We start from the raw sequence: 26,586 nt of genomic DNA, 5'->3' as shown, positions 1-26,586 counted from the left end.
CTCGGCCAGAAGGAAAAACAGCGAGGCAGTTTTTTGTTGGGTAGAAAACCCCACACCCCCCCGCTTCGGGGCTTTTTGGGCATCCCCTGACGCGGGTCCCCCCCCCCCCGCTAAGCTCTCGCGCTTTGCCGGGCGGCGCCATATCCATGTCGGATTCGGGGTGTTAAATCTGGCCGTCCTCCAGCATTTCGGTCACGAGCGCGGCGATCTGCGAGCGCTCCGAGCGGGTCAGGGTGACGTGCGCGAAGAGCGGATGCCCCTTCAGTTTCTCGACCACGGCCACGACTCCGTCGTACCGGCCGACCCGGAGGTTGTCGCGCTGCGCCACGTCGTGCGTCAGTACGACCCGGGAATTCGCCCCGATCCTGGACAACACGGTCAGCAGGACGTTGCGTTCGAGTGACTGCGCCTCGTCGACGATCACGAACGCGTCGTGCAGCGAGCGGCCCCGGATGTGCGTGAGCGGGAGGACCTCCAGCATGCCCCGGCTCAGCACCTCCTCGATGACCTCGCGCCCGGCCACCGCCGAGAGGGTGTCGAAGACCGCCTGCGCCCAGGGGCTCATCTTCTCCGCCTCGGTGCCCGGCAGGTAGCCGAGTTCCTGGCCGCCGACCGCGTACAGCGGACGGAAGACCATCACCTTCTGGTGCTGCCGGCGCTCCAGGACCGCCTCCAGGCCGGCGCACAGCGCGAGCGCCGACTTCCCGGTGCCCGCCCGGCCGCCCATGGAGACGATGCCGACGTCCGGGTCGAGGAGCAGGTCGAGCGCGATGCGCTGCTCCGCGCTGCGGCCGCGGATGCCGAACGCCTCGCGGTCGCCCCGCACCAGGCGTACGTTCCCCTCGGCGGTGACCCGGCCGAGCGCCTTGCCGCGCTCGGACTGGAGGACCAGCCCGGTGTGCACCGGCAGGCCGGCGGCCTCGGGGACGTACAGTGTCTCCTCCGTGTACAGCAGGTCGACCTGCTCGGCGGAGAGCGGCAGCTCGGACATCCCGGTCCAGCCGGAGTCCGTGATGGCCAGTTCGGCCCGGTACTCCTCGGCGAGGAGACCGACGGACGACGCCTTGATGCGCAGCGGCAGGTCCTTGGAGACGACGGTGACGTCGTACCCCTCGGCCTGGAGGTTGCGCGCGACGGCCAGGATCCGAGAGTCGTTGTCACCGAGGCGATAGCCGGCCGGGAGGACGGCGGGATCCGAGTGGTTGAGCTCCACGCGCAGGGTCCCGCCGAGCTCCCCGATGGGGAGCGGGGCGTCGAGGCGGCCGAACCGGATCCGGAAGTCGTCCAGCAGGCGCAGCGCCTGCCGGGCGAAGTACCCGAGCTCCGGGTGGTGCCTCTTGGCCTCCAGCTCCGTGACCACGACGATCGGGAGCACTACCTCGTGCTCCTCGAAGCGGGCCATGGCGCCGGGGTCGGCCAGCAGGACGCTGGTGTCGAGAACGTAGGTGCGCCTGTCGTTGAGGCGGCGCTTTGTGCTGTTCACCACGGAAGGACCTACCCCCTCAGGTGAGGTCGGGTGCGACTTCGACGGCGTCGCGGGGGGATGGAGCCGGGCTCTGGCCGCGATGCGCGGGCCGAGCTCCGGCCCTCCGCGTCGTCCGTGCGTGTCCCGCACGGTCGTCCTGGTGCAAAGGGCCTCCCGGGCGAGCGGGCTGGCGTGCCGCTCACACTGCAGGGGGTATTCCCTCGAACGCCCGGCGCCATGCCATGGCATATGACGACGCGTCGGTGAACGAGGGGTGACGGCCGCGCGTCAAGGGATCGGGCGGCCCTTCCCGGGCGCTTTCCGGGCGCTTTCCGGACGGCTCCGGTGCCGCCCGGTGGCTTCCCGGGAACGGTCCGTCAGGTGCCGTAGCGGCGGTGGCGGGCCGCGTAGTCACGCAGGGCGCGCAGGAAGTCGACCTTGCGGAACGCCGGCCAGTGCACCTCGCAGAAGTAGTACTCCGAGTGGGCGCTCTGCCAGAGCATGAAGCCCGACAGGCGCTGCTCGCCGCTCGTGCGGATCACCAGGTCGGGGTCCGGCTGGCCCCGCGTGTACAGGTGCTCCGAGATGTGCTCGACGTCCACGATCTGGGCGAGCTCCTCGAAGCTCATGCCCTTCTCGGCGTGCTCCAGCAGCAGCGAGCGGACCGCGTCCGCGATCTCCTGCCGGCCGCCGTAGCCCACGGCCACGTTCACGAGTATGCCGGTGCGGTCACGGGTGGCCTCCTCGGCCTCCTTCAGCACCGCCTGGGTACGAGGGGGCAGCAGGTCCAACGTGCCCACGTGGTGCACGCGCCAGCGGCCGTCGGCGGCCAGGTCGCGGACCGCGTTCTCGATGATGCCGAGGAGCGGCACCAGCTGCTCCTCGGGCCGGTTGAGGTTGTCGGTGGAGAGCATCCAGAGGGTGACGACCTCGACGTCCGTCTCGTCGCACCAGCCCAGCAGTTCCTGGATCTTGCTCGCGCCGGCCTTGTGACCCTGCTCCGGGGTGCCGCCGGACGCCTTGGCCCAGCGGCGGTTGCCGTCGAGGATGACGCCGATGTGCTTGGGCACCTGTGCGTGGTCGAGGCGGCCTTCCACCCGGCGTGCGTAGAGCCTGTACACCAGGTCGCGCAAGTTCACCGATCTCACCTCTCGATTGCTTAAGGGCCCGCCACGGCGTCGGCCCAGGGAGACAGGGGGAAGCGGCACCGCTCGAATCCGGCGCGCCGCGGCTGTCCCCGAAGCCGCCACATTACTGCGCGGGGGTCTCGGCGGCCCAACCCGGTCTGTCACAAGTCCGTGATAAGGAGAGAGGCGTGACTGATTCCCCCGCATACCGTCCCGCCGACGACCGTTACGACGCCATGGAGTACCGCCGTACCGGCCGCAGCGGGCTCAAGCTGCCCGCCATCTCGCTCGGCCTGTGGCACAACTTCGGCGACGACCGCACGCTCGCCTCGCAGCGCGCGATCCTCCGCCGCGCCTTCGACCTGGGAGTGACCCACTTCGACCTGGCGAACAACTACGGACCGCCACCCGGGTCCGCCGAGTCGAACTTCGGCAAGATCTTCGCCGAGGACTTCGCCCGTCACCGGGACGAGCTGGTCATCTCCACCAAGGCCGGCTACCTCATGCACCCGGGGCCGTACGGCGAGTGGGGCTCCCGCAAGTACCTGCTGTCCTCCCTCGACGCGTCGCTGCGGCGGATGGGCGTCGACTACGTCGACATCTTCTACTCGCACCGCTTCGACAAGGACACCCCGCTCGAGGAGACGATGGGCGCCCTGGCCTCCGCCGTCCAGCAGGGCAAGGCCCTGTACGTGGGCGTCTCCTCGTACAGCAGCGCGCAGACCGCCGAAGCGGCGCGGCTGCTGCGCGAGATGGGCGTCCCGGCCCTGATCCACCAGCCGTCGTACTCGATGATCAACCGCTGGACCGAGGAGGACGGGCTCCTGGACACGCTGGAGGAGGCCGGCATGGGCTGCATCTCCTTCGCGCCGCTCGCCCAGGGCCTGCTCACCAACAAGTACCTCCAGGGCATCCCGGAGGGCTCCCGGGCCACCCAGGGCAAGTCCCTGGACCCGAACCTCCTGTCCGACGAGGTCGTGCGCCGGCTCCGCGGCCTCGACGCGATCGCCGCGCGGCGCGGCCAGTCGCTGGCGCAGCTCGCGCTGAACTGGGTACTGCGCGACGAGCGGATGACGTCGGCGCTGATCGGCGCGTCGAGCGTGGCGCAGCTGGAGGAGAACATCGCCGCCCTGTCCGGCGCCCCGCTGACGGACGAGGAGCTGAAGGAGATCGACTCGTACGCGGTCGACACCGCCGGCACCAACATCTGGGCCGCCCGGAGCTGACGCCCCGGTCCGCCGGGCCGGCGGCCGCGTGTCGCGGGCACGAAAAACGGGCCGGTCCGTGGGGGGGATACGGACCGGCCCGAGGGGGGGTTTCCACCATAACCCTTCGTAAGTCATGCTGCGCGCCACGACAGGCCGTCGCCACGCTCCGGAATCGGGGGACTCCGCCGGATGCGCGGGATCCGGCCGGTTCCCGGCCCCTTTCCGGTGCTCGCCCTGTCCTCCACAAGGGGGACCCCGCCGTACGGGCGCCACGTTGACGGCGCCCGGAGCGCGGTCGGTGGGGGCGGTCGGCGGGGGCGGTCGGCGGGACGCGGAAACGATCCGCCCGGAGGGGAGCCCGGGCGGGCGGTACGGGGCCCGGGCGGGCGCGGGCGCGCCGCGGTTCACCGGCGGAGCAGGGTGATCCCGTCCCGCTCGGCGACCTTCCGGTAGCCGTGGCGCGCCTGCGCGGCGGCCAGCTCGGCCTCCTGCCGCTCGGCGGGGTAGGGCCAGTGGCCCGTTCGGTACGGCCAGGCCTCCGGGGGCCGCCGGTCGTGGACGATCCACTCGGCGGTGGGCGGCGGCAGGCGCTTCCTGTCGTACTGGTACAGCTTCCCCGCCACCGGGAAGGTCGGGAAGACGACGACCGTGCAGCGCGCGGTGAGCTGGGGGACGAGCCGGTTGGAGGCGGCCACGGTCGCGCCGTCCGGGATGCGCGCGAGCAGCGCGCGGGCGGCCTCGACGTGCCCGGTCGTACGCCAGGTGGCGCGCTGGAACAGCTGGGCCAGCGGGAAGGACGGCAGCATCACCAGGGTCACGGCCAGCACGGTGGCGAGCGAGGCGCGCACATGGCGCACGGCGAGCGGGTGGTCGGTCCGCCGCCAGACGGTCAGCGCGTCGATCAGCCCGGCGATGACGACGGGCATCAGTACGGCGCTGTAGTGGAACGCGGTGCCCCAGTGGAAGCCGTTGTCCGACATCATCCGCCAGGCGAGGGTCGGCACGGCGATCAGCGACAGCGGCGAGCGCAGCGCGAGCAGCGCGGACGGGGCGAAGACCAGGACCAGGGTCATTGCCTTGACCTCGGGGCGCAGCGCGTCGAGCGGTGCGTGGGCGAGCGTGCTGAGCAAGGACCCGTACCCCTCGGCGAGGTTGCCGCCGTGCGCGTACCCGCCGGCCGGGTGGAAGGCGGGCATCAGCAGCTTGATCTCGACGGCCGAGCCGGCGAGCCCGGCGGCGGCGGTGGCGAGGCCGAGCCGGCGCGGCCCTTTGAGGGCGACGTACGCGCCGACGGCGGCGAGGGTGAGCCCCAGGTCCTCCTTGATCAGCAGCAGCGGTGCCGCCCAGACGACGGCCGGGCGCCAGCGCCGGTGGGCCAGCGCCTCCAGGCAGCACGCCAGGAGCGGTACGGCGAGGGCGACCTCGTGGAAGTCGAAGGCGGCGGCCGAGGCGATGCCCCAGCTCAGCCCGTACGCCGCGGCGACGGCGTGGGCCGCCCGGCGGCCGAGCGCGCGGGCGGCCCAGCGGGCGAGCGGGACGACGGCGACGGCGAGCAGCGCGGACTGGGCGGCCAGCAGGCACAGCGGGGAGGGCCAGAGGCGGTAGAGCGGCGCGAGGGCGGCGAGCAGCGGGTGGAAGTGGTCGCCGAGGAGGTTGAAGCCGTCACCGCGCAACGGGACCACGGGGGCGCGGAGTTCGGCGTAGGCGCGTACCGCCTGCTCGAAGATGCCGAGGTCGTAGCCGGTGGTGCGGAGCAGGAGGTGGCGGCGCACGGCGACGGTGGCGTAGAGCGCGAAGAGCCCCGCGGCCCAGCCCCAGGGGAGCGGGACCGCGAGGAGGCGGCGGGGCGCGGCGGCCCCGGGGACCCGGGTGGGGGTGGGCTGGGTGACCTGTCGGCCGATTCTGGGCCTGTTGTCAGGGGATGTCCGCATGTGCCCGCATGTTAGGACGCGGACGGGTGCCTCGGCGCAGGTCGTGGCCCGTGGTGCAGTCGACGGGGTCCGGAATCTCCCCCTCATGGCGGTCACCGCGTGGGGCACGCGCCTCACGCGGTTCAGGCGACCGGGACCGCGGCGAAGGCGCCCAGCAGCACGCCCAGCAGCGCCCCGCCGATCATGAACGGCCCGAACGGGATCACGCTCTTGCGGTTCGCCCGCCGCAGCGCGACCAGCCCGAACCCGTACACCGCGCCGAACAGGAACCCGGCGAAGGCGCCCGCTAACAGCACGCCCCAGCCGTACCAGCCGAGGGCGACGCCCAGCGCGAGGGCGAGCTTCACGTCGCCGAAGCCCATGCCGCTCGGGTTCACCAGGAACAGCACGGCATAGCCGGCGCCCAGCGCGAGACCGCCGAGCAGCGCGGACGGCCACGCCCCCGCGTTCCCCGGCAGCAGCGCGGCGCCCCCCAGCGCGACGGCCGTCCCGGCGGCGAGCGGCAGCGTCAGCCGGTCCGGCAGGCGGTGAACGGCCCGGTCGACCAGGGCCAGCAGCACCGCGACCGGCGCGGCCAGCAGCCACACCACCAGCTCGGGCCGGGGGCCGGTCGCGGCGGCGAGGGCCCCGCAGACGAGGGCGGTGACGACGGGGGCGGTGAGGGGGGTGGTGAGGAGCGCGGGGGCGGTTTCGGCGGGGGCGGTTTCGGCGGGGGCGGTGGACGTCGTGCCGGTGGGGGCGGCTTGGGCGGGGGCGGTGGTGCCGGCGGGGGTGGTTTCCGCACCGGTGGCCGGGGGCCGGGCGGGGCCCGCCGGGACGCGCGGCGCGCACGCCGTGCAGCGCGGCGCCCCGAGCCAGCCGCGGGCGGGCCCCGTGAACGGGTGGCCGGCCGGGCAGGCGTCCCGCCACGGCTCGTCCGGCGCGACGGACAGGCGGTACGCGGCGCGCGGCACCAGCAGGCCGGTGGCGGCGCCCCACAGGGCGGCGACGGCGATCAGCGTGGCGTACACGCACCCGACCCTAGAGCGGGCCGGGTACCCGGTCATGGGCCCACGGGCCCACTGACGCGGGCCCCGGGCCCACGCTACGGTCGTCCCTCATGGGGAACCCGCGCAGATGGCGGAACGGCACCGGCCTGCTGGCCCTGCCGGACGCGTCCGTGCCCGTCGAGATCGCCGCGTCCTACGGCACCCGCAGGCGCGGTCTGCTGGGCCGGGACGGCATCGCGGGCGCGCTGCTGCTCAGCCCCTGCAACAGCGTCCACACCTTCCGGATGCGGTTCGCCATCGACGTGGCGTACCTCGACCGCGAGTTGCGGGTCGTCGACCTGGTCACCATGGCGCCCGGCCGGCTGGGGCTGCCCCGCCCGCGCGCCCGGCACGTCCTGGAGGCCGAGGCGGGGGCGATGGAACGGTGGGGGATCCGGCCCGGCACCCGCCTGGCGATCACGGCGGACCCGCCCCCAGCAGGGTGAACGCCCCGTACGCCGCCGACGCCGACGCCAGCAGGGCCAGCACCGGCACCACGGTCCGGTCCCTCAGCCGTGCCAGCGCGACCGCCGCCGGGAGCAGCAGCGGGAACGCGGGCATCATCAGGCGCGGCCGGGAGCCGAAGTACGCGGCGCCGACCAGCGAGACGACGACCACCCCGAGGGTGTACACCAGCACCGGCAGCGGCTGCCGCTGCCTGACGCACAGCCACACCACCCAGCCCACCAGCGCGAGCACCGCGCACAGCCCCACCCCGGCGAGCGGCACCGGACCGGTCAGCTTCTCCCCCACGAACCGGGCCAGCGCCACGCCCCCGTCGATGCTGTTGCCCCACGCGGCCTGCACCTCGAAGTAGGCGGTCGGGCTCCCCTGCCGTACGGCGACGAAGACCACGTACCCGAGCCAGCCCAGCGGCGCCAGCAGTACGCCCACGGCCATCGGGACCGTCACCCGCCGCCCCCGGACGGCGGTCACGAGTGCCGTGACGCCGAGCGCCGCCACCAGCGCGGCGGCCGACGGCCGGGTCAGCCCCGCGCCCGAGCACAGCACGCCCGCCAGGACCCACCGGTCGCGCAGCACCGCGTACAGCGACCAGGCGGCGAACGCGGTGAACAGCGTCTCCGTGTACGCCATCGACTGCACGAACGCCGTCGGGTACACCCCCCACAGCACGGCCAGCACCACCCCGGCCCGCCGCCCGGCGACCCGCTCGCCCACCGCGTAGATCCCCCACGCGGCGGCCAGTGACGCCACCCACGACACGACCAGCCCGGCGGTCGCCGCGTCGATCCGCAGCACCTCCGACAGGCCCCGCTCAAGGGCGGGCAGCAGCGGGAAGAACGCCAGGTCGGAGTGGACGGCACCGCCGGGGAGCGTGACCTCGTGGCCGTACCCGTGCTCGGCGATCCGCACGTACCAGACGGCGTCCCAGCGGCCCTTCAGCCGGTGCAGGGCGTCCTCCCCGGCCACGGCGGCGGCGACCCCGAGGACCACCAGCCCGACCGCCCGCACCGCCGCGTAGCCCCACAGGGCGGGCGCGGCGGAGGCTGGTCGGTCTGTTCGCTGGGACATGCGCCCGATTATGGCGGGCCGCGTCGGGCCCCGGTGCCCTCCCGCTCCCCGGCCTCCCGGGCTTCCCGGGCCGGCTCGGTCTCCTCAACCTCCCCGGCCTCTTGAGCCTCTCCGGCCTCCTCGACCCCTTCGACCTCTTCGACCTCTTCGATCGGTACGTCGCTGACGGCCGCGACCAGCATGTGCGGGGCGTCCTCGTCGCACTGCCCGACGCTCACCGCCGCCCAGCGCGGACCGCGCGGCGAGGCGACCGGGCCCCACACCATCAGTTCCGCGTACAGGTTCAGGGCGCGCAGTTCCGCGAGGAGCGGCAGCACCGACCCGTCGTCGACGTCCCGGAGCAGGAAGGCCCGCATGCTCACCTCGCGGTGGGGGCCCCAGCGCTCGTCCAGGGCACGCGTCAGGGCGGCGAGGTGGGCCTCGGCCTGCTCCTGCGCGGCGTCCCACTCCGGACCGGGGACGCCGGAGTAGGCGCGGCTCTCCCACAGGAGCTCCAGCCGGAAACCGGCGCCATGGCTGCCGCCCCAGCCCTCGTGCTCGGCGGGCTCCCGCTGGGTGGTGCCGCTCGCCGGCAGCGCCCGGTCCAGCAGGCCCTCCACCTCGGCGACGGCCCCGGTGACGGCGAACGGGGTGCCCGAGGCGTTCACAGCTTGGCCCTCTCCATGGGCCGGGGCAGCGCCTCCAGGGCGCCGGTCGCACGGAGGTCGCGGTTGACCGCGACCAGGTCCTCGACGCCCCCGGCGCCCGCCGACAGGTCCAGCAGCAACCCGCCGTGCTCCGTCCGCTCCGCCCTCCCGGGCAGGTCCCGGTGGGCGAGCAGCGCGGCGCGCCGCTCGGACAGGTACCCCGCCCAGCCGACGCACGCCTGCCCCGCCTCCCGGCCGGTCTCCTCCAGGGCGAGTTGCAGCTCCGTTTCCGTCACCTCGCCCCAGTCGACGTCCCACGCCTCGGCGAGGGCGCGGAGAACCTCGGCGTACGGGAGGGAGGGGCCGCCGCCGGCCGGGGTGGTGAGGGTGACGACCACGCTCATGGCGAGGTGCTCCGACACCCCTCCGCCGGTGCCGCTCACGGTCACCTGCACCGGGTGCCCGGCCGGCGTCGACAGCGCCAGGGCGTATCCCTTGCGGTCCGACCAGTCGTCACCGGCGTTGCGCTCGCGCAGGTACGCGGCGAGGGCCCCGGGGTCCGTCGCGTCGCCGAGCGGCTCCCACGCGCCGAAGACCACCGCGTCGATCTCGCGCAGCCGGGTGAGGAAGGTGCTCCAGCGGACGGCCAGCTCGAGTTCCGACTCGGGCCTGGGCCCCCAGAACCCCCGTACGACGCGCCTCATGGTCCGTCCTCCGTCTCGCGACCGCATCCGCATCCGCGCTCGTCCGCATCCTAGGGAGTCCGGGAAGTATCGGCGTCCGCCCGAAGGGCCGCGCCAGCCCCAGGACGACAGTCGCTCCGGCTGCGGACATGCGACGACGCCGGGGCGGCCCGCCGTCACGGTCCTGGGCCCCAGGGCCCAGCCCTTGCCCGGCCCGTCCCGGAGAACCGGCAGGCGGACCACCCGCGGCGAGCGGGTGGTCCGCCGGGTGGCGGCACGTCAGCCGCGCGGGAAGGACACCTCCACGCGACGGTTCTTCTTGCGGCCCTCCTCGGTGCTGTTGTCCGCGATCGGGTACTGCTCGCCGTAGCCGCGGATCTCGTAGGTGATCCCGCCGGAGGTCAGCAACGGCGACAGCACCTTGTGCACGGCGTCCGCGCGCTGCTTGGACAGCACGTCACCGTGGGCGGAGGAGCCGAGGTTGTCGGTGAAGCCGAAGATGCGGACCTTGGAGGCGCTCTGCTTCCTGATCTCCTCGGCGATGGCGGCGATACGGGAGTTGGCCTCGGGGGTCAGCCTGGCGCTGTCCTTGCCGAAGAGGACCTCCGCCTGGAGCGCGAACTTCAGGTTGGTGCTGGTCTCCTCGCGTCGCTCCTCGCCGCCCTCGGACTCGACGATCGAGATCAGGGGCAGCACCTTGGCCGCCGCGAGCGTCGCCCCGTCGCGCATCTTGAGGTTCGGCGAGTTCCCGTCCACCTCCGGCGGCGGCAGCGTCGACTCGGTGCCCGGTGGCGTACTGGGAATGTCATCGGCGTGCGCCCCGGCGGCCCCGGTGAGCTGAGCACCGGCGAACAACACCACGGCCACGAACACGGACGCCGCGGGACGGCGCGCGGAGGCTCTGCGGGGGGAGGGGGTGGCGGCGCGCATCAGGAGATCTCGATCGTCGCGACCGGCATCTGCGGAATCTGGATGTCCACCTGGGTGATGTTCGCCGGTGGTGCGGGGAACTGAGCGAACACAGAGATGCTCTCACCGGCCTTCACCGTGGTGACGCCCGTGGTCGTCAGGGGATAGCCCTCGGTGTCCCGCAGCACGTAGTAGCGCTTCTTCTCCGTCTTGTCCAAGAGGGTGATGCCGGCGAGGGACGGGCCCGTCTGCTTCACACTGACCTCCTCACCGCTCCAGTTCGGCGGCGCGATCAGCATCTTGGAGGAGGTGTTCTTCAGGCTGGCCGTAACGGTCAGAAAGCCGCCCTGATCCCTGGCAGCCGTGTGGATGACGAACTGGAACCCACTGCTGCCGTTGATGGTCGCCAAAGTGGCGCTGGTGTCCGGGACGGTGGGTCCGCCGTCCGCCTTGGGTGTGTCCTGACCGGGTGGCGCCGAGGAGACGCTGCCCGCGTTCTCCGACGCCTTCCCCCTGTCGTCGGCCCCTTGTTCGCCGCCGCCGCCACAGGCCGAAAGGAGCACAGCCAGTACCACAGCCGTCCATCCGGCCGCCGCTCTGCGCGCTGCCGTCCCGTACCGATCACTCATGAGTGCCATTCCTTTGCGTTCCTTCGCGGTCAGTCCTCGGCCAGCCGGACTTCGAAGAGGTCGGACATGTCCGGGAGAAGCGCCGGGTCCAGGTCCGTCACCTCACCCTCGCAGTCCAACGACCCCGGGGAAGGGGCATCGGCATCCTCGGCGGGGTCGAAACTGCATCGGGGGACGACAACGGCTGTCGCCGTCGCCTCGGCAGTCAGGGTGTCGGTACCGGGGAGAATGGTGTCTCCCACCGGCTTCTGTGACGTCACGTTCACCGTGGAGCCCCAACGGCCGTCGGACAACGGGGCGCAGCTCACGACGTCGGCCTCGTTCTGCCCGGCGTAGTAGTGGCCGGCGCCGCAGCCATCGAGCGGGGGGACGAGCTCACCGTCCAGCAGGTCGCCGAGATCATCGATGGTGAGGTCGAAGCTGTCCCGCTGCTCGCGTGCCGCTGCCAACGCCGCCGCGTCCGCCGCTGACTGGGCACCGTTGCGGGTGGCTCCGGCCTGGCCCACCGCGAAGAACGCAAGCGCGAGAAAGAGCAGGCTCGCCACTACGAAGATGTAGAAAGGCGAAGCCTGCCCTGACTCGCGAGTTGTCCGGTCGTCCGGCGTCAGCCACCGCCGACGATCGCGGTGACGCGTGCGAGCAGTCCGGCTGCGATCGTGTTCCCCACACCCGACCCCACCACCGCCGCGATGATCACACCCACCAGGATGATGATCCCGACGTACTCGACGGCTCCCTGTCCCCGGTCGCCCCGGCGCTTGAGGGCCGTGGTGGTCGTCCTGGCCCACGTACCCACGTACACCCTGGCCTGGGTCGCGGCCTTCAGCGTGATGTTCGACATGGTGGTCTCCTCCGGGCTCGGTGGGAGGAACGTACGGCTGGGGGCGGGGTGCGGGCATGGGCCCGGGGGCCCAAGCGGGGGCCCAATCGGGGAGGTGGTGGTCAGCCATGGGTGGGGCCTCCTCCGTGCCAGATGGCGATGGCCTGGCCTCGGCTTCCGGCGTTGAGCTTGGCGAAGATGCGGTTGATGTGGTTCTTGACCGTCTTCTGGCTGATGAAGCACGTGGCGGCGATCTGCTGATTGGTCATGCCCGACGCGATCAGGTCCATCACCTCCGCCTCCCGTTGGCTCAGTACCGAATGTGCCATATTCGCTTGCGGATGCGAAGGTGTTTCAGCAACTTGGCCTAAGCGGCGGTTACCTGGCGGCGCACCGGGCGTTGCAGCAGCATAGTTGCTGCGGACCGCCGCCAGCAGGGCGTTCGAGGCCGTGGGGGTGAAGTGCGCGTGGCCCAGCTTCGCGTCGCGGACCGCGTCGACGAGTTGGTCGGCGGTGAACTCGCCGTGCACGAGGTAGCCGCACGCCCCCAGGCCGAGGGCTTCGTGGACGATGTGGCTCTCGCGGCTGTACGTGGTCATCAGGACCGGGGCGAGCCGGACCAGATGCGGCAGGGCCGTGATGCCGTCGACGCCGGGCATGCGGACGTCGAGGAGGATGACGTCCGGGTGGTGGCGCACGGCGGCCTCGTAGGCCTCGCGGCCGTCGGCGGCCTGCGCGGCGACGTCGATGTCCTCACGGCCGGACAGCAGCGCGGTCAGGCCCGCCCGGACGACGGGGTTGTCGTCGGCGACGATCACTCGCAGGTGCTCATGCATGGTGGTGCGCCCTCCGTTTCCAGTGCCCGGACCGGCAGTTCCAGCCGGACCTCCGTGCCCTTCGTGGCCCGGCCCCGGCCGATGCGGATGCGCGCCCCTATGGAGGCGGCGCGCTCGACCATGCCGACCAGGCCGAAGTGGCCCGCCCGGCGCAGGTCTTCGAGCGTCGTGCCGGCGGGCAGGCCGCGCCCGTCGTCGTAGACGCTGAGGACCAGTACGTCACCCGTCACGCCGGACGACACGTCGACGCACGTGGGCCGGCCGTGCCGGTGGGCGTTCTCCATCGCCTCCGAGGCGACGGCGAGGAGCTGGCGGGCCACCGCGTGCGGGACGCGGGGCGGGGCGGTGCCCAGGGCGCGGTACTCGGCGCGCACGCCGTGGCGGCGGGCGAAGTCGGCGGTGCGGGCGGCCAGCTCGCCGGTGACGTCCACCCCGCCGTCCAGGCCCGACTCGCGCCGCAGGTCGGCCAGCAGCTCGCGGGACTCGGCGGCGGCGCGGCGAGCGGACCGGGCGACGAGTTCGGCCTGGCGGCGTACCGATACGGGGTCGTCGCGCTCGGCGGTGGACGCCAGTCCGTCGGCGGCCAGGGCCAGGCCGTACAGCGTCTTGGCGACCGAGTCGTGCATCTCCCGGGCGAGCCGCGCCCGCTCGGCCTCCACCGCGCCGGTGACGGCCAGCCGGGCGCGCGCCTCGGTGAGGGCCTGGCTCGCGGCGCCGAAGTCCAGGATGAGGTTGCGGAGGGTCGATCCGACCGCCCCGGCGATCACGCAGAGCCCGGGGAAGAGGAGGGAGGAGGGCTCCACCGCCACCTCCCGGCTGACGCCGTACGACAGCAGGAGCAGCAGCGACTGGAGCACGGCGAAGAACGCCGCGCCGCGCCAGCCGTACAGCAGGCCGGCGAGCAGCGGCGTGCAGATGGTGACGTACGCGAGGGTCGACTCCGGTGACGCGGTGGCCAGCAGCAGCGCGCCGAACAGCATGTCGCCCGTGAGCACGGCCGGGTGGCGCAGCAGGACACGGCCGAAGCGTTCCCAGTCGCGCAGCACGACGTACGACACCATGAAGGTGATCAGGACGGCGGCGCCGACCAGCCAGGTGCCGAGGCCCGGCGCCGCGCCGTCGAGGGCGAACGGGGACGCGAGGACGATCATCGCCAGCCGGAAGCCGAACACCTGGCGGCACAGCGCCTGGAGGGCGTTGATCTGGAGGGGCAGGGAGGGCGGCTCCGGCTTCCTCAGGTTCATCGCGTCCACCCGTCCCTACCCGCCGATGATGTCCGTGAAGTCGACACCGGAGCCGTAGTAGAAGCTCAGGGCGATCAGGATCATGGTGGCGGGCAGCATCACCATCGTCACGACGAGCGTGGTCTTCGGCACGGCCCTGGCGGCGGTCCGGCGGGCGTTCTGCGCGTCCGTGCGCCGCATGTCGTTGGCGATCTGGATAAGGGTGTCGACGATCGGCGCGCCCAGCTCCTCGCCCTGCTGGAGGGCGGTGACGAACATGGAGACCTGTTCGGAGGCGTTGCGCCTGCGCAGCTGGTCGAAGGCGTCGCGGCGGCTCACGCCCATGTCCATCTGGCGCAGCGTGATGCGCAGTTCGTCGGCCCAGGGCCCGGAGTACTTCTCGGCGACGCGCTCCAGGGCCTGGCGGAACCCCAGGCCGGCGGAGACGACGACGGCGAGGACGTCGAGGAAGTCGGGCAGCGTGCGTTCGATGTCGTCCCTGCGGCGGCGGATGGCGAGCCGCAGCAGGACGTCGGTCCAGGTCAGCCCGTACAGCAGGATGACGACGGCGACGACGGTCTGGCCGCGCGCCAGCATGGCGAGGGCGGCGAGGACACCGAGGGAGCCGTAGACGGCGCGGCGGGCGGCGTACCGGTCGACGGTCATACCGCCCGGATTGCCCGCCATGTCGAGGCGGCGGCGCAGCGCGTCCACCCGCTTGGGGCCCATCATGCCGAGGACGGCGGGTGCCCAGCGCATGCCGAGCCGGTCGATGCCGGAGCCGACGGCGGTGGTGCGGGTGGCGCCGACCTCCAGGGCCAGGACGAGGTCGCCGGGGAGTTTGGCGTCGGCCCGGTACATGCGGATGCCGTGGAAGACGCCGTACACGGACAGGCCGATGACGGCCGCGTACAACAGGCCCACGTCTCCTCCTTTCGGGTGCGGTGTGTGCGGTGCGGTCCGCCGTCAGACCCGGACGCGGGAGAGGCGGCGGATGAGGACGAAGCCAACGGCGTACAGGCCGAAGGCGAGGACGGAACCGATCTGCCCGGCGGCGGAGCCGGTCATCCTGTCCAGGGCCCCGGGGGCCATACCGTTGATCATCAGGAGGAAGCCCAGTCCGAGCAGGGGCAGGGCGAAGGCGGTGACCTTGACCTGGGAGAGCAGGGTGACGACCTCGCGGCGGGTCTCCTTCCGCTCCTCCAGGGTGCTGGTGAGGTTGCGCAGCGAGGTGACGACCTGCCCGCCGGCCCGGTTGGACAGCACCAGGGTGGAGACGAGGACGACGAGTTCGCGGGACGGCAGCCGGTCGGCGAGGTCACCGAGCGCGTCGTCGAGGCTGTGGCCGACGGCGAGCCGGTCGGCGACCTTGCGGAGCTCCTCGCCGGCCGGGTCGTCGAGCTCCTCGGCCGCCATGGCGATGGCGGTACGCAGGGCGAGGCCGGCCTGGGTGGCGTTGGCGAGGACGCGGGTGAGCTCGGGGAGCTGGCCGATGAACGCCTCGGTGCGCTTCTGGCGCTGCCAGTTGAGGAACGCAGCGGCGCCCCACAGTCCGGCCAGGGCGCCGAGGACGCCGAAGAACGGGGCGAAGACGGCGCCGATGGTGAGGTACACCCCGAGCAGGGCGACCACCGCGTAGACGGCGTACTCGCCGGGCGTGATGTCCAGGCCGGTGGCGGCGATCTTGCGCTCGATGCGGCGTCCGAGGCGCGTCGCGCGCAGGCGCCGGTCGACCCCGGCGAAGCGGCGGCGCCGGGCGTGGTGGGCGATGTGGCCGGTCTGGGCCATACGGGCCACGAGCGCCTGGCGCTGCGCCTTGCCGGACGCGTAGACGTGCACGCCGGCGACGCCCAGCACGCAGGCGAGGAGCGTGACACCGAGCGTCAGGAGGGGGACGTTGTCCATGGTGGCGGGTCCAGTCGGGTCCGGGGCGGTTCGCGGGGCGGGGCGGTCGGGCGGCGGCGGTGGCTGCTGGGCTGGACGGTCGGGGACGGGGCGGGGCGGAGGGGATCCGGGGCGGTCAGGCGGTGGTGGCGCGGCGGAGCGCGAGGTGGTCGTCGGTGGGGGCCACGCCGAACGCCGCCGGTATGGCCTCGCCCTTCATGTACAGGCGTTCGGCGACCCGGCGCGGCAGCGGGAAGTACGCGAAGTGGCCGTGGATCCGGCCGTCGGCGGTCATCGGCTGTGCGGCGAAGCGGCAGACGGTCACGATCCGGTACTCCTCCCGGCCGTGCGAGTCGACGATCGCGATCTCGGTGATCTTGCGGGCGCCGTCCGCGTGCCGGGTGAGCTGGACGATGACGTCGACCGCGCTGTTGATCTGGTCCTTGATCGCGGCGAACGGCACCTCCACCTCCGACATGGAGCCGAGGGTCTGCAGGCGCATCAGGGCGTCCTCGGCGCTGTTGGCGTGGACGGTGGCGAGGGAGCCGTCGTGGCCGGTGGACATGGCCTGGAGCATGTCGAGCGTCTCGCCGCCGCGGACCTCGCCGACGATGATCCGGTCGGGACGCATGCGCAGGGAGTTGCGCACGAGGTCGCGGATGGTGACGCGGCCCTTGCCCTCGACGTTGGGCGGGCGGGCTTCGAGGGTGATGACGTGGGACTGCTGGAGCTGGAGTTCGGCGGAGTCCTCGATGGTGACGATGCGTTCGCCGTCGGGGATGAGGCCGGACAGCGCGTTGAGGAGGGTGGTCTTGCCGGTGCCGGTGGCGCCGGAGACGATCACGTTGAACTTGGCGCGGACGAGCCCGGCCAGCAGCATCACCATGTGCTCGTCGAGCGACCCTAGGGCCACCATCTCCTGGAGGGTGAAGGCGCGCGGGAAGCGGCGGATGGTGAGGATGGGCCCGGAGAGGGACAGCGGCGGGATGATGACGTTGACGCGCTCGCCGGACGGGAGGCGGGCGTCGACCATCGGGTTGGACTCGTCGACGCGGCGGTTGACCGTGGCGACGATCCGCTCGATGGTCTGCATCAGCTGCTCGGTCGACGAGAACCGCATCGGCAGCTGTTCGAGGCGCCCGCGCCGCTCGACGAAGACCTGTTCGGGGCCGTTGACCATGATCTCGCTGATGGAGGCGTCCTCCAGGAGCGGTTCGAGGATGCCGAGCCCGAGGGCCTCGTCGACGACGCGGCGGATGAGCTGCGAGCGCTCGGTGGAGGACAGGACGGGGCCCTCGCGGCTGATGATGTGGCCCAGCACCCGTTCGAGGCGGGCGCGGCGGTCGGCGGCCGCGAGGGCGGACATCTCCGCGAGGTCGATCTCCTCCAGGAGCTTGACCCGGTAGACACCTACGAGGTGGTTGTCCTCGCCCTTGCCGTCGACCGGCTCGGGACTGGTGATGCGCGCCCGCAAGCTCATGTCGTTCTCGTCTCCCTCAGTCGGTGGCGGGCGTGGTGACGGGCATGGTCGTTGACCTCCGCGCGCTCGGGAAGGCGAAGAGGGGGATGACGGAGGGGATGGGGACGGTCGCGGTGGCGGTGACCGCCTCGCCGCCGCCAGGGGAGACGTCGACGGCCGTACCGAGCCAGGGGCTCGTCGCGGCCTGCCCCGCGCCCGCCGCGTCCGCGGCCGGGTCCTGGGACGCCACTCGCGCCGCCGCCCTCGACGCCGTGCCCGCCTGCTGCACCGCGTACGCCACGAACCCGAGCTGGACGGCCGCCAGGGCGGCGATCAGCAAAACGGTGACCCAGCCGACGAACTCGACGGCCGACTGCCCGGCCTCGGCCCGGCGGCGCCCCGGCCACCGCCTCCGTCCCCGTTGCCGTACCGGCCCCCGCCACGCGTACGCGGTCATTCGTCGCCCTCCCTCGCCACGGACGCCCTGCCCGTCACGGGGACGGGGATGTCGAAGCCGGGGAACAGCACGGGGACGTTCACCCGCACCGACGCGGTGTACAGGTCACCGCCGCCACCGCAGTCCGCGTCGACCGTCCAGGCGCCCGACACGCTCCCCTGCGCGGCCGCCGCGCACGCGCCGCCGCCGCCCACCGTTCCCGCGCGGGCCGCCTCGTCCGCCGCGTTGCCGGCCAGCGACCAGGCGTAGCCGACGAGGGCGGCCTGCCAGAGCAGGACGATGGTGCCGAGCACGACCGGGATCATCCCGGTGAACTCGACGGCGACCTGTCCCCGGTCATTTCCGTAACGGCGTCTCATGACGCGTTCCGCCCCCTCGGCCTCTCGGTTCACTTTCCGCGTGCCCGTTTGAGGCCCACCGAGCCCCGGTCGCCGCGGAACTTCCCCTGCCTGCCTTCCCCTTCCGGGGCCTTCACGATCCCCAGTTCGGCCGCGAGTGCCCACAGCGCCTGCTTGACGGACGACTTGGCCTCCAGGTCCTGCATGCGGCCGGCGTCGACGACCGACTGGAGTTCCTTGAAGTTGGCCGGTACGGAGGTCTTCGCGACGCGCGTGCCGGTGATCCTCTCGACGAGCGGTGGCTGGATCTCGGAGTTCCGGCTATGCCGGTTGACCACCGTCACGGTCTCCTCGGCCTTGCGGACCTGGAGCCGGTCCCAGAGCCTGACCATCCGCTTGGCGGCGCGCACGGCCACCACGTCGGGCGTGACCAGCAACAGCGTGGTGTCGGCCATCTCGATGGCGGCGGCGTTGGCGCTGTTCAGGTGGGTGCCGCAGTCGACGACGACGACCTCGTAGCGGTTGCGCAGCGCGCTGACGATCTGGCGCACCGACCGGTCGGTGACGTCCTCGCCCCGCTCCCCCTCCCCCGGTGCCAGCAGCAGCCCGATGCCGGACTGGTGGACGTACAGGGCGTCCTGGAGCACCCGCGGCGATATGTCCTGGATGGCGGCGAGGTCCACGACGGACCGCCGGAACTGCACGTCCAGGTAGGAGGCGACGTCGCCGGACTGGAGGTCCAGGTCCGCGAGCGCGACGCTCAGCCCGGACGCCCGGGCGGCGAGGGCGAGCTGCACCGCGGTGACGGTGGTGCCGACCCCGCCCTTGGCGCCGGTCACGGCGACGACCCGGCCGCCCGGCCCGGTGAAGACGTCGCCGCCCTGACCGAGGTGGCGCCGTACGCCCACGGACCAGGCGGCGGCGGACTGGACGCGCTGGGCGAGCTCCTCGTACGACAGGGGCATGCCGACCAGGCCGCGGGCGCCGGAGTCCATGGCGGCCGAGTAGAGGCCGGGACCGGTGTCGGTGGTGACGAGGACGACCCCGACGGCGGGGAAGCGGAGGGCCACCTCCCGGATGAGTTCGAGGGCCGGGACGGGGCCGATGCGCTCGTGGACCAGCACCACCTCGGGCAGTTCGTCCAGGGACTCGGCGGCGAGCCGGGCGAGGGTGTCGATCAGGGAGGTGGAGTCGCCGACGGGCGCGGCCGGGTCGGCCTCCGGGAGCTGGCCGAGGAGGGTGGCGATGGAGCGGGCGGCGTCGGCGTCACCGACGGCCGGGAGGATGCGTGTGGTCATCCGGCCCTCACTTGTTCTTGTCTTCGTCGAGCGTGTAGCTGCCCTCGCCGGGCCGGAGGACGGTGGGGCTGTTCCTGGGCAGCAGCGCCAGGCGCACGTGCTCGGCGAACGACTCGGCGTAGGCCACGCGCTGGGCGTCGGTGGTGCTGAGCGCGAAGGTGATCGGTACGGCTTCCCGGACGCCGATGCCCCGGTTGTCGTCGCGCTTGCCGTCGAGCGGGGTGAGCCTGCCGACGTCCAGGACGCGGGCGTTGGCGACGATGATGCGGGACTCGGCGACGGCACCCTTCTCCCGGTTGTCGTCGTCGAAGGTGGCGAAGATGTTCACCAGCGAGCCGGCCGTGATCTTCCCGGCGACGCCGGTGGCGGCGTCGATCATGATGGCGATCTCCTGCTGGCCGCTCTCCAGCGCGGGCCGCCTGGCGATCATGTCCTCCTGGAGCAGGGAGCCCTTCTTCAGGTCCGTGACGGCGATCTTTCCCTTGACGAGGGAGAGGTCGGTGACGGCGTTCGCGGAGAGCCAGCGCTCGGGCATCGCTATTTTCCGGAACTGCCCCGGCTGGAGCGCCGTATAGGCCGCCACGTCGGCCTTCAGTTCGTACGCGTCGACTTCCGGGCCGACCTTGGAATTCACGTCGCTGATCACCGTGACCACACCGGCGAAAGCGCCGAGGGCGCACAGGAGGGAGAGGAAGAGGAGAATGACACCGCGACGCTGACGTGAATTCATGGGCGGGGCGACCTCGTGAGGAGACGTGGGCGAAGACGTGGGCGTGACGGGCGTGATCGTTGCGGGTGTCTCATGCCGTGCCCCGGCTGACCTCGGGCGGCGCGAGCGGGGCGGAGCAGAATCCGCAGCGGTCTCCTATGAGGTCCATTCCGCACCAGGAGCAGGTTTCGCGCCTCACGGATGCCACGAGTTGGTAGAGCACCGAGATGTCGGGAAGGAAGGCGGCGAATTCGACGAGCTTCGCGGTTCCCCACCACGTCGGTGATTCCGCCGGCAGCGCGTTCTCCACGATTCCCTGCACACGCCAGGCGGGGGCGAGGGATTCCGTCACCCACTCGGACGCCGACTGTCCCCGCGCCAGCATCAGGTGCGTGGCGAACTCGGGACCGGTGAGCTGTTCTCCGGTACCCACCTTGACCAGCCGCGGTGACGGGTTGGCCAGGACGGCGAACTGGGATCCCGGCACCCACGACTTGGCGTGCGACCGCAGGCTCACGGGTACGCGGTCGAGCCTGGCGACCGTGTTCAGCAGCGCTCCGGCGTAGACGTAGTGCGACAGCAGCCGGGCGGCCGAGGCGATGACGCCGGCGCTGAAGTCGCAGACGGACAGCTGCCGCAGCTGGCGGACGAGGACGGCCACGCCGAGCGGGGGGAGGTCCAGTTTCAGCAGCGCGATGCGGTCGCTCTCCAGGACGGACCGGACGGCGTGGAGGCGGCGCTCGTGCCGGGCGGGGAGGGAGGCGGGGTAGAGGGCGACGACGTAGCCGTGCTGTTCGACCAGGACCTGCGTGGCGGCGACGGCGGCGTCCAGCGGCTGCGCGTCCGGCGACGGCAGCAGCGCCGCCGTGGGCGTCTGGTGGTCGGTCGGCGGCAGCACCAGATCGGCACTGGTGACGGCAATTGCGGTCGGCACGCTGTTCCCCGTTCAGCTCCGGCCACCGGGATTCCGGCGAACCGCAGACACCTGCTCTGCCTGCTCCTCCACGCTCACTCCTGCCCACCCGCACTTTAGCCACGACTCAGGGGGCGGAGAACAGCTTTCGGATCGCTCGGTCGCACTGCGTGGACGGCCTGCGGGTGACCAATCAGGACGAAGGCGTCAGTGGTTAACTTTCTTTGCAGAGGTCTTGACAAGTCGATTGGTCTGGACCAGTTTTACGGACACGGCGGTGGCCACCGTTCTCCCGCACCTCCCCCGACTCCCCACCGGAGGCAGCACGTGGACCCCTCACCCCGCAGATCCGCGCGGATACGTCACGGCAGATGGCTCGGCGGAGGGCTGGCGCTGGCCGTGGGCGCCGGGCTCGCCCTCACCGGAGTGGCGGCCGGCACCGCGTACGCCGCCGACGTCAACGTCGCCAAGAACGCCGGCTTCGAGTCGGGCCTCGCCAACTGGACCTGTTCGGCGGGCAGCGGGGCCACGGTCTCCTCGCCCGTGCACGGCGGGGCCGCCGCGCTGAAGGCCACGCCCGGCGGCCAGGACAACGCCCGGTGCGCGCAGACCGTGGCGGTCCGGCCCAACTCCACGTACACCGTCAGCGCCTGGGTGCAGGGCGGGTACGCGTACCTCGGCGCGAGCGGCACCGGGACGACGGACGTCTCCACCTGGACGCCGGACTCGGCCGGCTGGAAGCAGCTGACCACCCGCTTCACGACCGGCGCCGCCACCACCTCCGTGACCGTCTACACGCACGGCTGGTACGGGCAGGCCGCCTACTACGCGGACGACGTCTCGGTCTTCGGGCCCGACGGGGGCGGCGGCGGCGACCCCGACCCGGTGGTGCCCGCCACGCCCGCCGGGCTCACCGCCGGCGCCGTGACCACGTCGTCCGTGGCCCTCAGCTGGAGCCCCGTCTCCGGGGCGACCGGCTACAACGTCTACCGGGACGGCGCCAAGGTCCAGGCGGTGACGGGTACGTCGGCGACCGTGACCGGGCTGGCGGCGAACACCTCGTACGGCTTCCAGGTCAGCGCCACGAACACGGCCGGCGAGTCGGCGAAGTCCACGGCCGTCACCGCGAGGACGTCGGCCACCGGGCCCGGCCCCAACCCGGCGGTGCCGCGCCACGCGCTCACCGGCTACTGGCAGAACTTCAACAACGGCGCCACCGTGCAGAAGCTGCGGGACGTGCAGGCGCAGTACGACATCATCGCCGTGTCGTTCGCCGACTCGACCGCGACGCCCGGCCAGATCGTCTTCAACCTCGACCCGGCCGTCGGCTACGCCTCGGTCGCCGACTTCAAGGCCGACATCGCGGCCAAGAAGGCGGCCGGCAAGTCGGTGATCATCTCGGTGGGCGGCGAGAAGGGCAACGTCACCATCAACAGCGACGCGTCGGCGACGGCCTTCGCGAACAGCGCGTACGCCCTGATGCAGGAGTACGGCTTCAGCGGGGTCGACATCGACCTGGAGCACGGCATCAACGCGACGTACCTGACCAAGGCGCTGCGCCAGCTGTCGGCGAAGGCGGGGCCGGGGATGGTGCTGACGATGGCGCCGCAGACCATCGACATGCAGAGCACCGGGACGGAGTACTTCAAGACGGCCCTGGCCGTGAAGGACATCCTGACGGTGGTCAACATGCAGTACTACAACAGCGGTTCGATGCTGGGCTGCGACGGCAAGGTCTACTCGCAGGGGTCCGTCGACTTCCTGACGGCGCTCGCCTGCATCCAGCTGGAGGGCGGCCTGGACGCCTCCCAGGTCGGCCTGGGCGTGCCCGCCTCGACGCGTGGCGCGGGCAGCGGCTACGTCGACCCGCAGGTCGTGAGGAACGCGCTGGACTGCCTGGCACGCGGCACCGGCTGCGGCTCGTTCAAGCCGTCGAAGACCTACCCGGCGCTGCGCGGGGCGATGACCTGGTCCACGAACTGGGACGCCACGGCCGGCAACGCCTGGTCCAACGCGGTCGGACCGCACGTCCACAACCTGCCGTAGCGCTCACGCCCGGTTCGCGAGGTAGTGGTGCAGCACGGGGCCCAGTTCCGCCAGCCACTGGTGGAGCTGGGCCTTTCGCCTGGCGGCGACCCGGCACTCGTACAGCATGCCTCCGGGGTGGGCGACGGCCACCATGAGCACCTGGCCGTACGGGGCCGGGGCGGCGTGCACGGTCGCGATGCCGGCCCACGGGAGGTCCATGGTGTGGCCGTCGACCTCCAGCGACACCCCGGACGGGTCCACGATCACGGAGTTGCGCCGGTCGTGCGCCACGAACTCCGGCCCGTCGGCGGGCACCGGCACCGGCGGCCCGAAGGGGTACGGGGCGGGGGCAGCGGCGTACGGGACGGCACCGGGTCCGGGGTACGGGGCGGGAGCGGGGCCCTGGTAGGGGGCGGGAGCGCCGTACGGCGCCGGTGGCGCGCCGTACGGCGGCTGTATCGGTGGCGGCGGGCCGAACCCCGGGGGCGTCGTCATGCCGACCAGTATGGCCACCGGGGCCCTGCCCGCCCCTACCAGGGCAGCTCGCGCACCTGCTGGACGCACAGCACCAGGAACAGCAGCCCGGCCGCGCCCAGGACACCGTTGCTCAGCGCGCCGTTGCGCCACTCGCGCGGCGTACGGGAGGAGTTGAGGAGCCAGACCAGGGTGAGGGCGAGGAACGGCATGAAGAAGGCGCCGATCACCCCGTAGACGATGACCAGGCCGAACGGCTGGTCCAGGAAGAGCAGCGACATCGGCGGGAACGTGAGCCACAGCAGGTAGGCGCGGAAGGGCAGCGACTTCTCGCGGGTGCCGGCGGCGACCGCCTCGCCCGTGGTGGTGCCGCCCCCGGCGCCCTCGCGGAAGTGGGTCACGAAGTCGGCGAACATCAGGCTCACGCCGTGCCAGACGCCGATGAGGGAGGTGATGGAGGTGGCGAAGAAGCCGATGAGGAACAGTTTCGCGGTGACCGTGCCGTACTGGTCCTCCAGGACCCCGCCGAGGTCCAGCAGGCCCTTGTCGCCCTTGGCGAGCGCGACACCGGAGGAGTGCAGCAGTTCGGCGCCGACGAACAGCATGGCGACGACGAAGACCCCGGTGGTGATGTAGGCGACCCGGTTGTCCAGGCGCATCACCTTCATCCAGGAGGTGTCCGTCCAGCCCTTGGCGTTGACCCAGTAGCCGTACGCCGCCAGCGTGATGGTGCCGCCGACGCCGCCGATCAGGCCGAGGGTGTAGATCAGCGAGCCGTCCGGGAGGACCGGCGCGAGGCCGGCGAGCGCCTCGCCCAGGTGCGGGGTGACGCGGACGGCGAGGTAGACGGTGATGACGAACATGACGCCGACGAGCAGCGTCATCACCTTCTCGAAGACGGCGTACCGGTTGAACCAGACGAAGACCAGCCCGCCCAGCCCGCACAGGACGGCCCACCACTTGAGGTCCATGACGCCCGGGAACAGCGCCTGGAGGGGCAGGGCGCTGGAGGACATGGCGGCCGCGCCGTACACGAAGCCCCAGATGGCGACGTACCCGGCGAAGTAGACGGTGGTCCACGCGCCGAGGCTGCGCCAGCCGTCGAAGAGGGTGCGTCCGGTGGCCAGGTGCCAGCGGCCGGCGGCCTCGGCCAGCGAGATCTTGACGAGGCAGCCGGCGACGGCGGCCCACAGGAGCGTGTAGCCGAACTTGCTGCCCGCGATGAGCGTGGCGACCAGGTCGCCGGCGCCCACGCCGGTCGCGGCCACCACGATGCCGGGTCCGATGTGGCGCCAGCTCGCCCTGCGCGGCGGGGGGCCGCCGGTGCCCTCGGTCCCGCTCTGTCGTGCGGTGTCTGCCATGCGGTGCCGCCTTTCCTCCACCCGACGTCGACCCGACGTGAACGTCACCAAAGCGCGGCGCGCGGTGATCGCGCAAGGGGGCGCGACGAGGGGACCCGGCCGAAGGCGTACTTGACGCGGTCATGCCACCGCCGGACGATGCGTCGCACGGGGCGACCCGTCCCGTACCCCCCACCGCAGGAGACAGCATGCGCATGCGCATACGCGGCAGAAGGTCCGCCACCCTCACGGCCCTGCTGGCCCTCGCCGTCGCGGCACCGCTCACCGCCACCGCCACCACGTCCACCGACGTGCCGGCCGCCCCCGCCGCCACCGTGGAGGAGGTCGTCCGGCAGTACGAGATCCACGGCCCGTCCACCCCCGCCGAGCGGACCGCCCTGCTCGCCACCGGCGTATCGATCGACGAGGCGGACTCCCACGCCGTCGTCGTCAGCGCCAACGCCGACCAGGCGCGGAAGCTGCGGGCCCTCGGCCACCGGCTGGAGGTCCTGCCCGCCCCGCCCGACCGCACCGGCGGCAAGGCCCTCGGCACCATGGACTTTCCCTCCGCCGACGCCCGCTACCACACCTACGCGGAGATGAACGCGGAGATCTCCCAGCGGCTCCAGCAGTACCCGAACATCATGAGCCGCCGCGTCATCGGCAAGTCGTACCAGGGCCGCGACATCGTCGCCATCAAGATCAGCGACAACGTGGCGGCGGACGAGAACGAGCCGGAGATCCTCTTCACCCACCACCAGCACGCCCGCGAGCACCTCACCGTCGAGATGGCGCTGTACCTGCTGCGCGAGTTCGGCGCCGGCTACGGCTCCGACTCCCGCATCACCAGCGCCGTCGACAACCGCGAGATCTGGATCGTGCCGGACCTCAACCCGGACGGCGGCGAGTACGACATCGCCTCCGGCTCCTACCGCAGCTGGCGCAAGAACCGGCAGCCCAACTCCGGCTCCTCGTACGTCGGCACCGACATGAACCGCAACTGGAACTTCAAGTGGGGCTGCTGCGGCGGCTCCTCGGGCTCGACGAGCTCCGAGACCTACCGGGGCCCGGCCGCCGAGTCCGCCCCCGAGGTGAAGGTCGTCGCCGACTTCGTCCGCTCCCGCAACGTCGGCGGCAAGCAGCAGATCAGGGCCGCCATCGACTTCCACACCTACAGCGAACTCGTCCTGTGGCCCTTCGGGTACACCTACAGCGACACCGCGGCCGGCCTCACCCAGGACGACCGTGACGCCTTCGCGACGGTCGGCCGCAAGATGGCCGCGAGCAACGGCTACACGCCCGAGCAGTCGAGCGACCTGTACATCACCGACGGGTCCATCGACGACTACCTGTGGGGCGCGCACAAGATCTTCGGCTACACCTTCGAGATGTACCCGCGTTCCTCCTCCGGGGGCGGCTTCTACCCGCCCGACGAGGTCATCGAGCGCGAGACCGCCCGCAACCGCGACGCGGTCCTGCAACTGATCGAGAACGCGGACTGCATGTACCGCTCCATCGGCAAGGAACAGCAGTACTGCGCCTAGCGGGCGACGACCGGCGCGGGGGGGGCCCCCCCGGTACTCCCCCGCCATTCCCTTGGGGGGGGGGGGTCTCGAGGGGGTCGCATAAGAACAACCCGCCGTTTCGCTTCATGCGCACAGCTGATGG

27 protein-coding genes are annotated in these 26,586 nt (G+C 72.2%); 4 read left to right on the top strand and 23 right to left on the bottom strand.

Annotated elements, in window-relative coordinates; translation table 11 throughout:
* Nucleotides 1-163 precede the first annotated feature (163 nt).
* Both AC07DW_RS02260 and AC07DW_RS02255 read right to left on the bottom strand, forming a co-directional pair.
* Nucleotides 164-1,486, bottom strand: a complete 1,323-nt coding sequence (locus AC07DW_RS02260; RefSeq protein ID WP_478855696.1) for a PhoH family protein — start codon at nt 1,484-1,486, stop codon at nt 164-166.
* Nucleotides 1,487-1,842: 356 nt separating this feature from the next.
* Entirely contained in the window at nt 1,843-2,604 is a 762-nt protein-coding gene (locus AC07DW_RS02255) for an isoprenyl transferase (protein WP_478855695.1), read from the bottom strand.
* 176 nt (nt 2,605-2,780) lie between these two features.
* On the opposite strand from AC07DW_RS02255, the gene mgrA reads away from it, so the two are divergent.
* Entirely contained in the window at nt 2,781-3,818 is a 1,038-nt protein-coding gene (mgrA, locus tag AC07DW_RS02250; RefSeq protein ID WP_478855694.1) for an L-glyceraldehyde 3-phosphate reductase, read from the top strand.
* A gap of 386 nt (nt 3,819-4,204) precedes the next feature.
* Here mgrA and AC07DW_RS02245 read toward each other — a convergent pair whose 3' ends face one another.
* The gene (locus AC07DW_RS02245; RefSeq protein ID WP_478855693.1) at nt 4,205-5,731 is read right to left on the bottom strand and encodes a DUF2079 domain-containing protein; all 1,527 of its coding nucleotides are present in this window, start codon (nt 5,729-5,731) and stop codon (nt 4,205-4,207) included.
* Between the two features lie 122 nt (nt 5,732-5,853).
* Nucleotides 5,854-6,741 carry a prepilin peptidase gene (locus AC07DW_RS02240; protein ID WP_478855692.1) on the bottom strand — a complete coding sequence of 296 codons (888 nt, stop codon included), beginning with the start codon at nt 6,739-6,741 and terminating at the stop codon, nt 5,854-5,856.
* A gap of 89 nt (nt 6,742-6,830) precedes the next feature.
* Between AC07DW_RS02240 and AC07DW_RS02235 the strand changes: the two genes are divergently transcribed.
* Nucleotides 6,831-7,205: a DUF192 domain-containing protein gene (locus AC07DW_RS02235; RefSeq protein WP_478855691.1), complete on the top strand. Its 375-nt coding sequence runs from the start codon at nt 6,831-6,833 to the stop codon at nt 7,203-7,205.
* Here AC07DW_RS02235 and AC07DW_RS02230 read toward each other — a convergent pair.
* The 17 genes from AC07DW_RS02230 to AC07DW_RS02150 form a co-directional block, all read right to left on the bottom strand.
* Nucleotides 7,177-8,292, bottom strand: a complete 1,116-nt coding sequence (locus tag AC07DW_RS02230; RefSeq protein WP_478855690.1) for a glycosyltransferase family 39 protein — start codon at nt 8,290-8,292, stop codon at nt 7,177-7,179. The two genes, AC07DW_RS02235 and AC07DW_RS02230, sit on opposite strands and share 29 nt — an antisense overlap.
* Before the next feature lie 8 nt (nt 8,293-8,300).
* Nucleotides 8,301-8,939 (bottom strand): hypothetical protein, encoded by a 639-nt coding sequence (locus tag AC07DW_RS02225; protein ID WP_478855689.1) that lies wholly within the window; start codon nt 8,937-8,939, stop codon nt 8,301-8,303.
* Complete coding sequence (locus AC07DW_RS02220; protein ID WP_478855688.1) at nt 8,936-9,622, bottom strand: Imm52 family immunity protein; 687 nt, start codon at nt 9,620-9,622, stop codon at nt 8,936-8,938. Before AC07DW_RS02220 ends, AC07DW_RS02225 begins: the two co-directional genes overlap by 4 nt.
* A gap of 258 nt (nt 9,623-9,880) precedes the next feature.
* On the bottom strand, nt 9,881-10,531 hold the full coding sequence (locus AC07DW_RS02215; RefSeq protein ID WP_478855687.1) for an OmpA family protein: 651 nt from the start codon (nt 10,529-10,531) through the stop codon (nt 9,881-9,883).
* A complete protein-coding gene (locus AC07DW_RS02210) occupies nt 10,531-11,139 on the bottom strand; it encodes a hypothetical protein (RefSeq protein WP_478855686.1) in 609 nt (202 codons plus the stop codon). Before AC07DW_RS02210 ends, AC07DW_RS02215 begins: the two co-directional genes overlap by 1 nt.
* Nucleotides 11,140-11,168: 29 nt before the next feature.
* Nucleotides 11,169-11,747, bottom strand: a complete 579-nt coding sequence (locus AC07DW_RS02205; RefSeq protein WP_478855725.1) for a pilus assembly protein TadG-related protein — start codon at nt 11,745-11,747, stop codon at nt 11,169-11,171.
* Nucleotides 11,744-11,980: a hypothetical protein gene (locus tag AC07DW_RS02200; RefSeq protein WP_478855685.1), complete on the bottom strand. Its 237-nt coding sequence runs from the start codon at nt 11,978-11,980 to the stop codon at nt 11,744-11,746. Before AC07DW_RS02200 ends, AC07DW_RS02205 begins: the two co-directional genes overlap by 4 nt.
* Before the next feature lie 101 nt (nt 11,981-12,081).
* Nucleotides 12,082-12,795, bottom strand: a complete 714-nt coding sequence (locus AC07DW_RS02195) for a response regulator (protein WP_478855684.1) — start codon at nt 12,793-12,795, stop codon at nt 12,082-12,084.
* Nucleotides 12,774-14,039: a sensor histidine kinase gene (locus tag AC07DW_RS02190; RefSeq protein WP_478855683.1), complete on the bottom strand. Its 1,266-nt coding sequence runs from the start codon at nt 14,037-14,039 to the stop codon at nt 12,774-12,776. The genes AC07DW_RS02195 and AC07DW_RS02190 overlap by 22 nt, the downstream gene beginning before the upstream one ends.
* 15 nt (nt 14,040-14,054) lie before the next feature.
* Nucleotides 14,055-14,942 carry a DUF5936 domain-containing protein gene (locus tag AC07DW_RS02185; RefSeq protein WP_478855682.1) on the bottom strand — a complete coding sequence of 296 codons (888 nt, stop codon included), beginning with the start codon at nt 14,940-14,942 and terminating at the stop codon, nt 14,055-14,057.
* Between the two features lie 42 nt (nt 14,943-14,984).
* Nucleotides 14,985-15,923 (bottom strand): type II secretion system F family protein, encoded by a 939-nt coding sequence (locus AC07DW_RS02180; RefSeq protein WP_478855681.1) that lies wholly within the window; start codon nt 15,921-15,923, stop codon nt 14,985-14,987.
* A 115-nt stretch (nt 15,924-16,038) separates the two neighbouring features.
* Nucleotides 16,039-17,382, bottom strand: a complete 1,344-nt coding sequence (locus AC07DW_RS02175) for a CpaF family protein (protein ID WP_478855680.1) — start codon at nt 17,380-17,382, stop codon at nt 16,039-16,041.
* 16 nt (nt 17,383-17,398) lie between these two features.
* Nucleotides 17,399-17,818: a TadE/TadG family type IV pilus assembly protein gene (locus tag AC07DW_RS02170; protein ID WP_478855679.1), complete on the bottom strand. Its 420-nt coding sequence runs from the start codon at nt 17,816-17,818 to the stop codon at nt 17,399-17,401.
* Complete coding sequence (locus tag AC07DW_RS02165; RefSeq protein ID WP_478855678.1) at nt 17,815-18,177, bottom strand: TadE family protein; 363 nt, start codon at nt 18,175-18,177, stop codon at nt 17,815-17,817. The genes AC07DW_RS02170 and AC07DW_RS02165 overlap by 4 nt, the downstream gene beginning before the upstream one ends.
* 29 nt (nt 18,178-18,206) lie before the next feature.
* Nucleotides 18,207-19,454, bottom strand: a complete 1,248-nt coding sequence (locus tag AC07DW_RS02160) for a CpaE/TadZ family protein (RefSeq protein WP_478855677.1) — start codon at nt 19,452-19,454, stop codon at nt 18,207-18,209.
* Nucleotides 19,455-19,461: 7 nt separating this feature from the next.
* The gene (gene cpaB / locus AC07DW_RS02155) at nt 19,462-20,184 is read right to left on the bottom strand and encodes a Flp pilus assembly protein CpaB (RefSeq protein WP_478855676.1); all 723 of its coding nucleotides are present in this window, start codon (nt 20,182-20,184) and stop codon (nt 19,462-19,464) included.
* A 70-nt stretch (nt 20,185-20,254) separates the two neighbouring features.
* Entirely contained in the window at nt 20,255-21,097 is an 843-nt protein-coding gene (locus AC07DW_RS02150) for a hypothetical protein (RefSeq protein WP_478855675.1), read from the bottom strand.
* A 306-nt stretch (nt 21,098-21,403) separates the two neighbouring features.
* On the opposite strand from AC07DW_RS02150, the gene AC07DW_RS02145 reads away from it, so the two are divergent.
* Nucleotides 21,404-23,122, top strand: coding sequence for a chitinase (locus AC07DW_RS02145; RefSeq protein ID WP_478855674.1), 1,719 nt, complete (start codon nt 21,404-21,406; stop codon nt 23,120-23,122).
* 3 nt (nt 23,123-23,125) lie between these two features.
* Here AC07DW_RS02145 and AC07DW_RS02140 read toward each other — a convergent pair whose 3' ends face one another.
* Nucleotides 23,126-23,599 (bottom strand): hypothetical protein, encoded by a 474-nt coding sequence (locus AC07DW_RS02140; RefSeq protein WP_478855673.1) that lies wholly within the window; start codon nt 23,597-23,599, stop codon nt 23,126-23,128.
* A 35-nt stretch (nt 23,600-23,634) separates the two neighbouring features.
* Nucleotides 23,635-24,939: an Nramp family divalent metal transporter gene (locus AC07DW_RS02135; protein WP_478855672.1), complete on the bottom strand. Its 1,305-nt coding sequence runs from the start codon at nt 24,937-24,939 to the stop codon at nt 23,635-23,637.
* A 188-nt stretch (nt 24,940-25,127) separates the two neighbouring features.
* Between AC07DW_RS02135 and AC07DW_RS02130 the strand changes: the two genes are divergently transcribed.
* Entirely contained in the window at nt 25,128-26,462 is a 1,335-nt protein-coding gene (locus tag AC07DW_RS02130; protein ID WP_478855671.1) for a M14 family metallopeptidase, read from the top strand.
* Nucleotides 26,463-26,586 lie beyond the last annotated feature (124 nt).

The sequence above is a fragment of the Streptomyces sp. NPDC045701 genome (assembly GCF_056432045.1).
The sequence above is the reverse complement of the archived record's forward strand: the minus strand, read 5'-3'. Positions and strand labels throughout refer to the sequence as shown.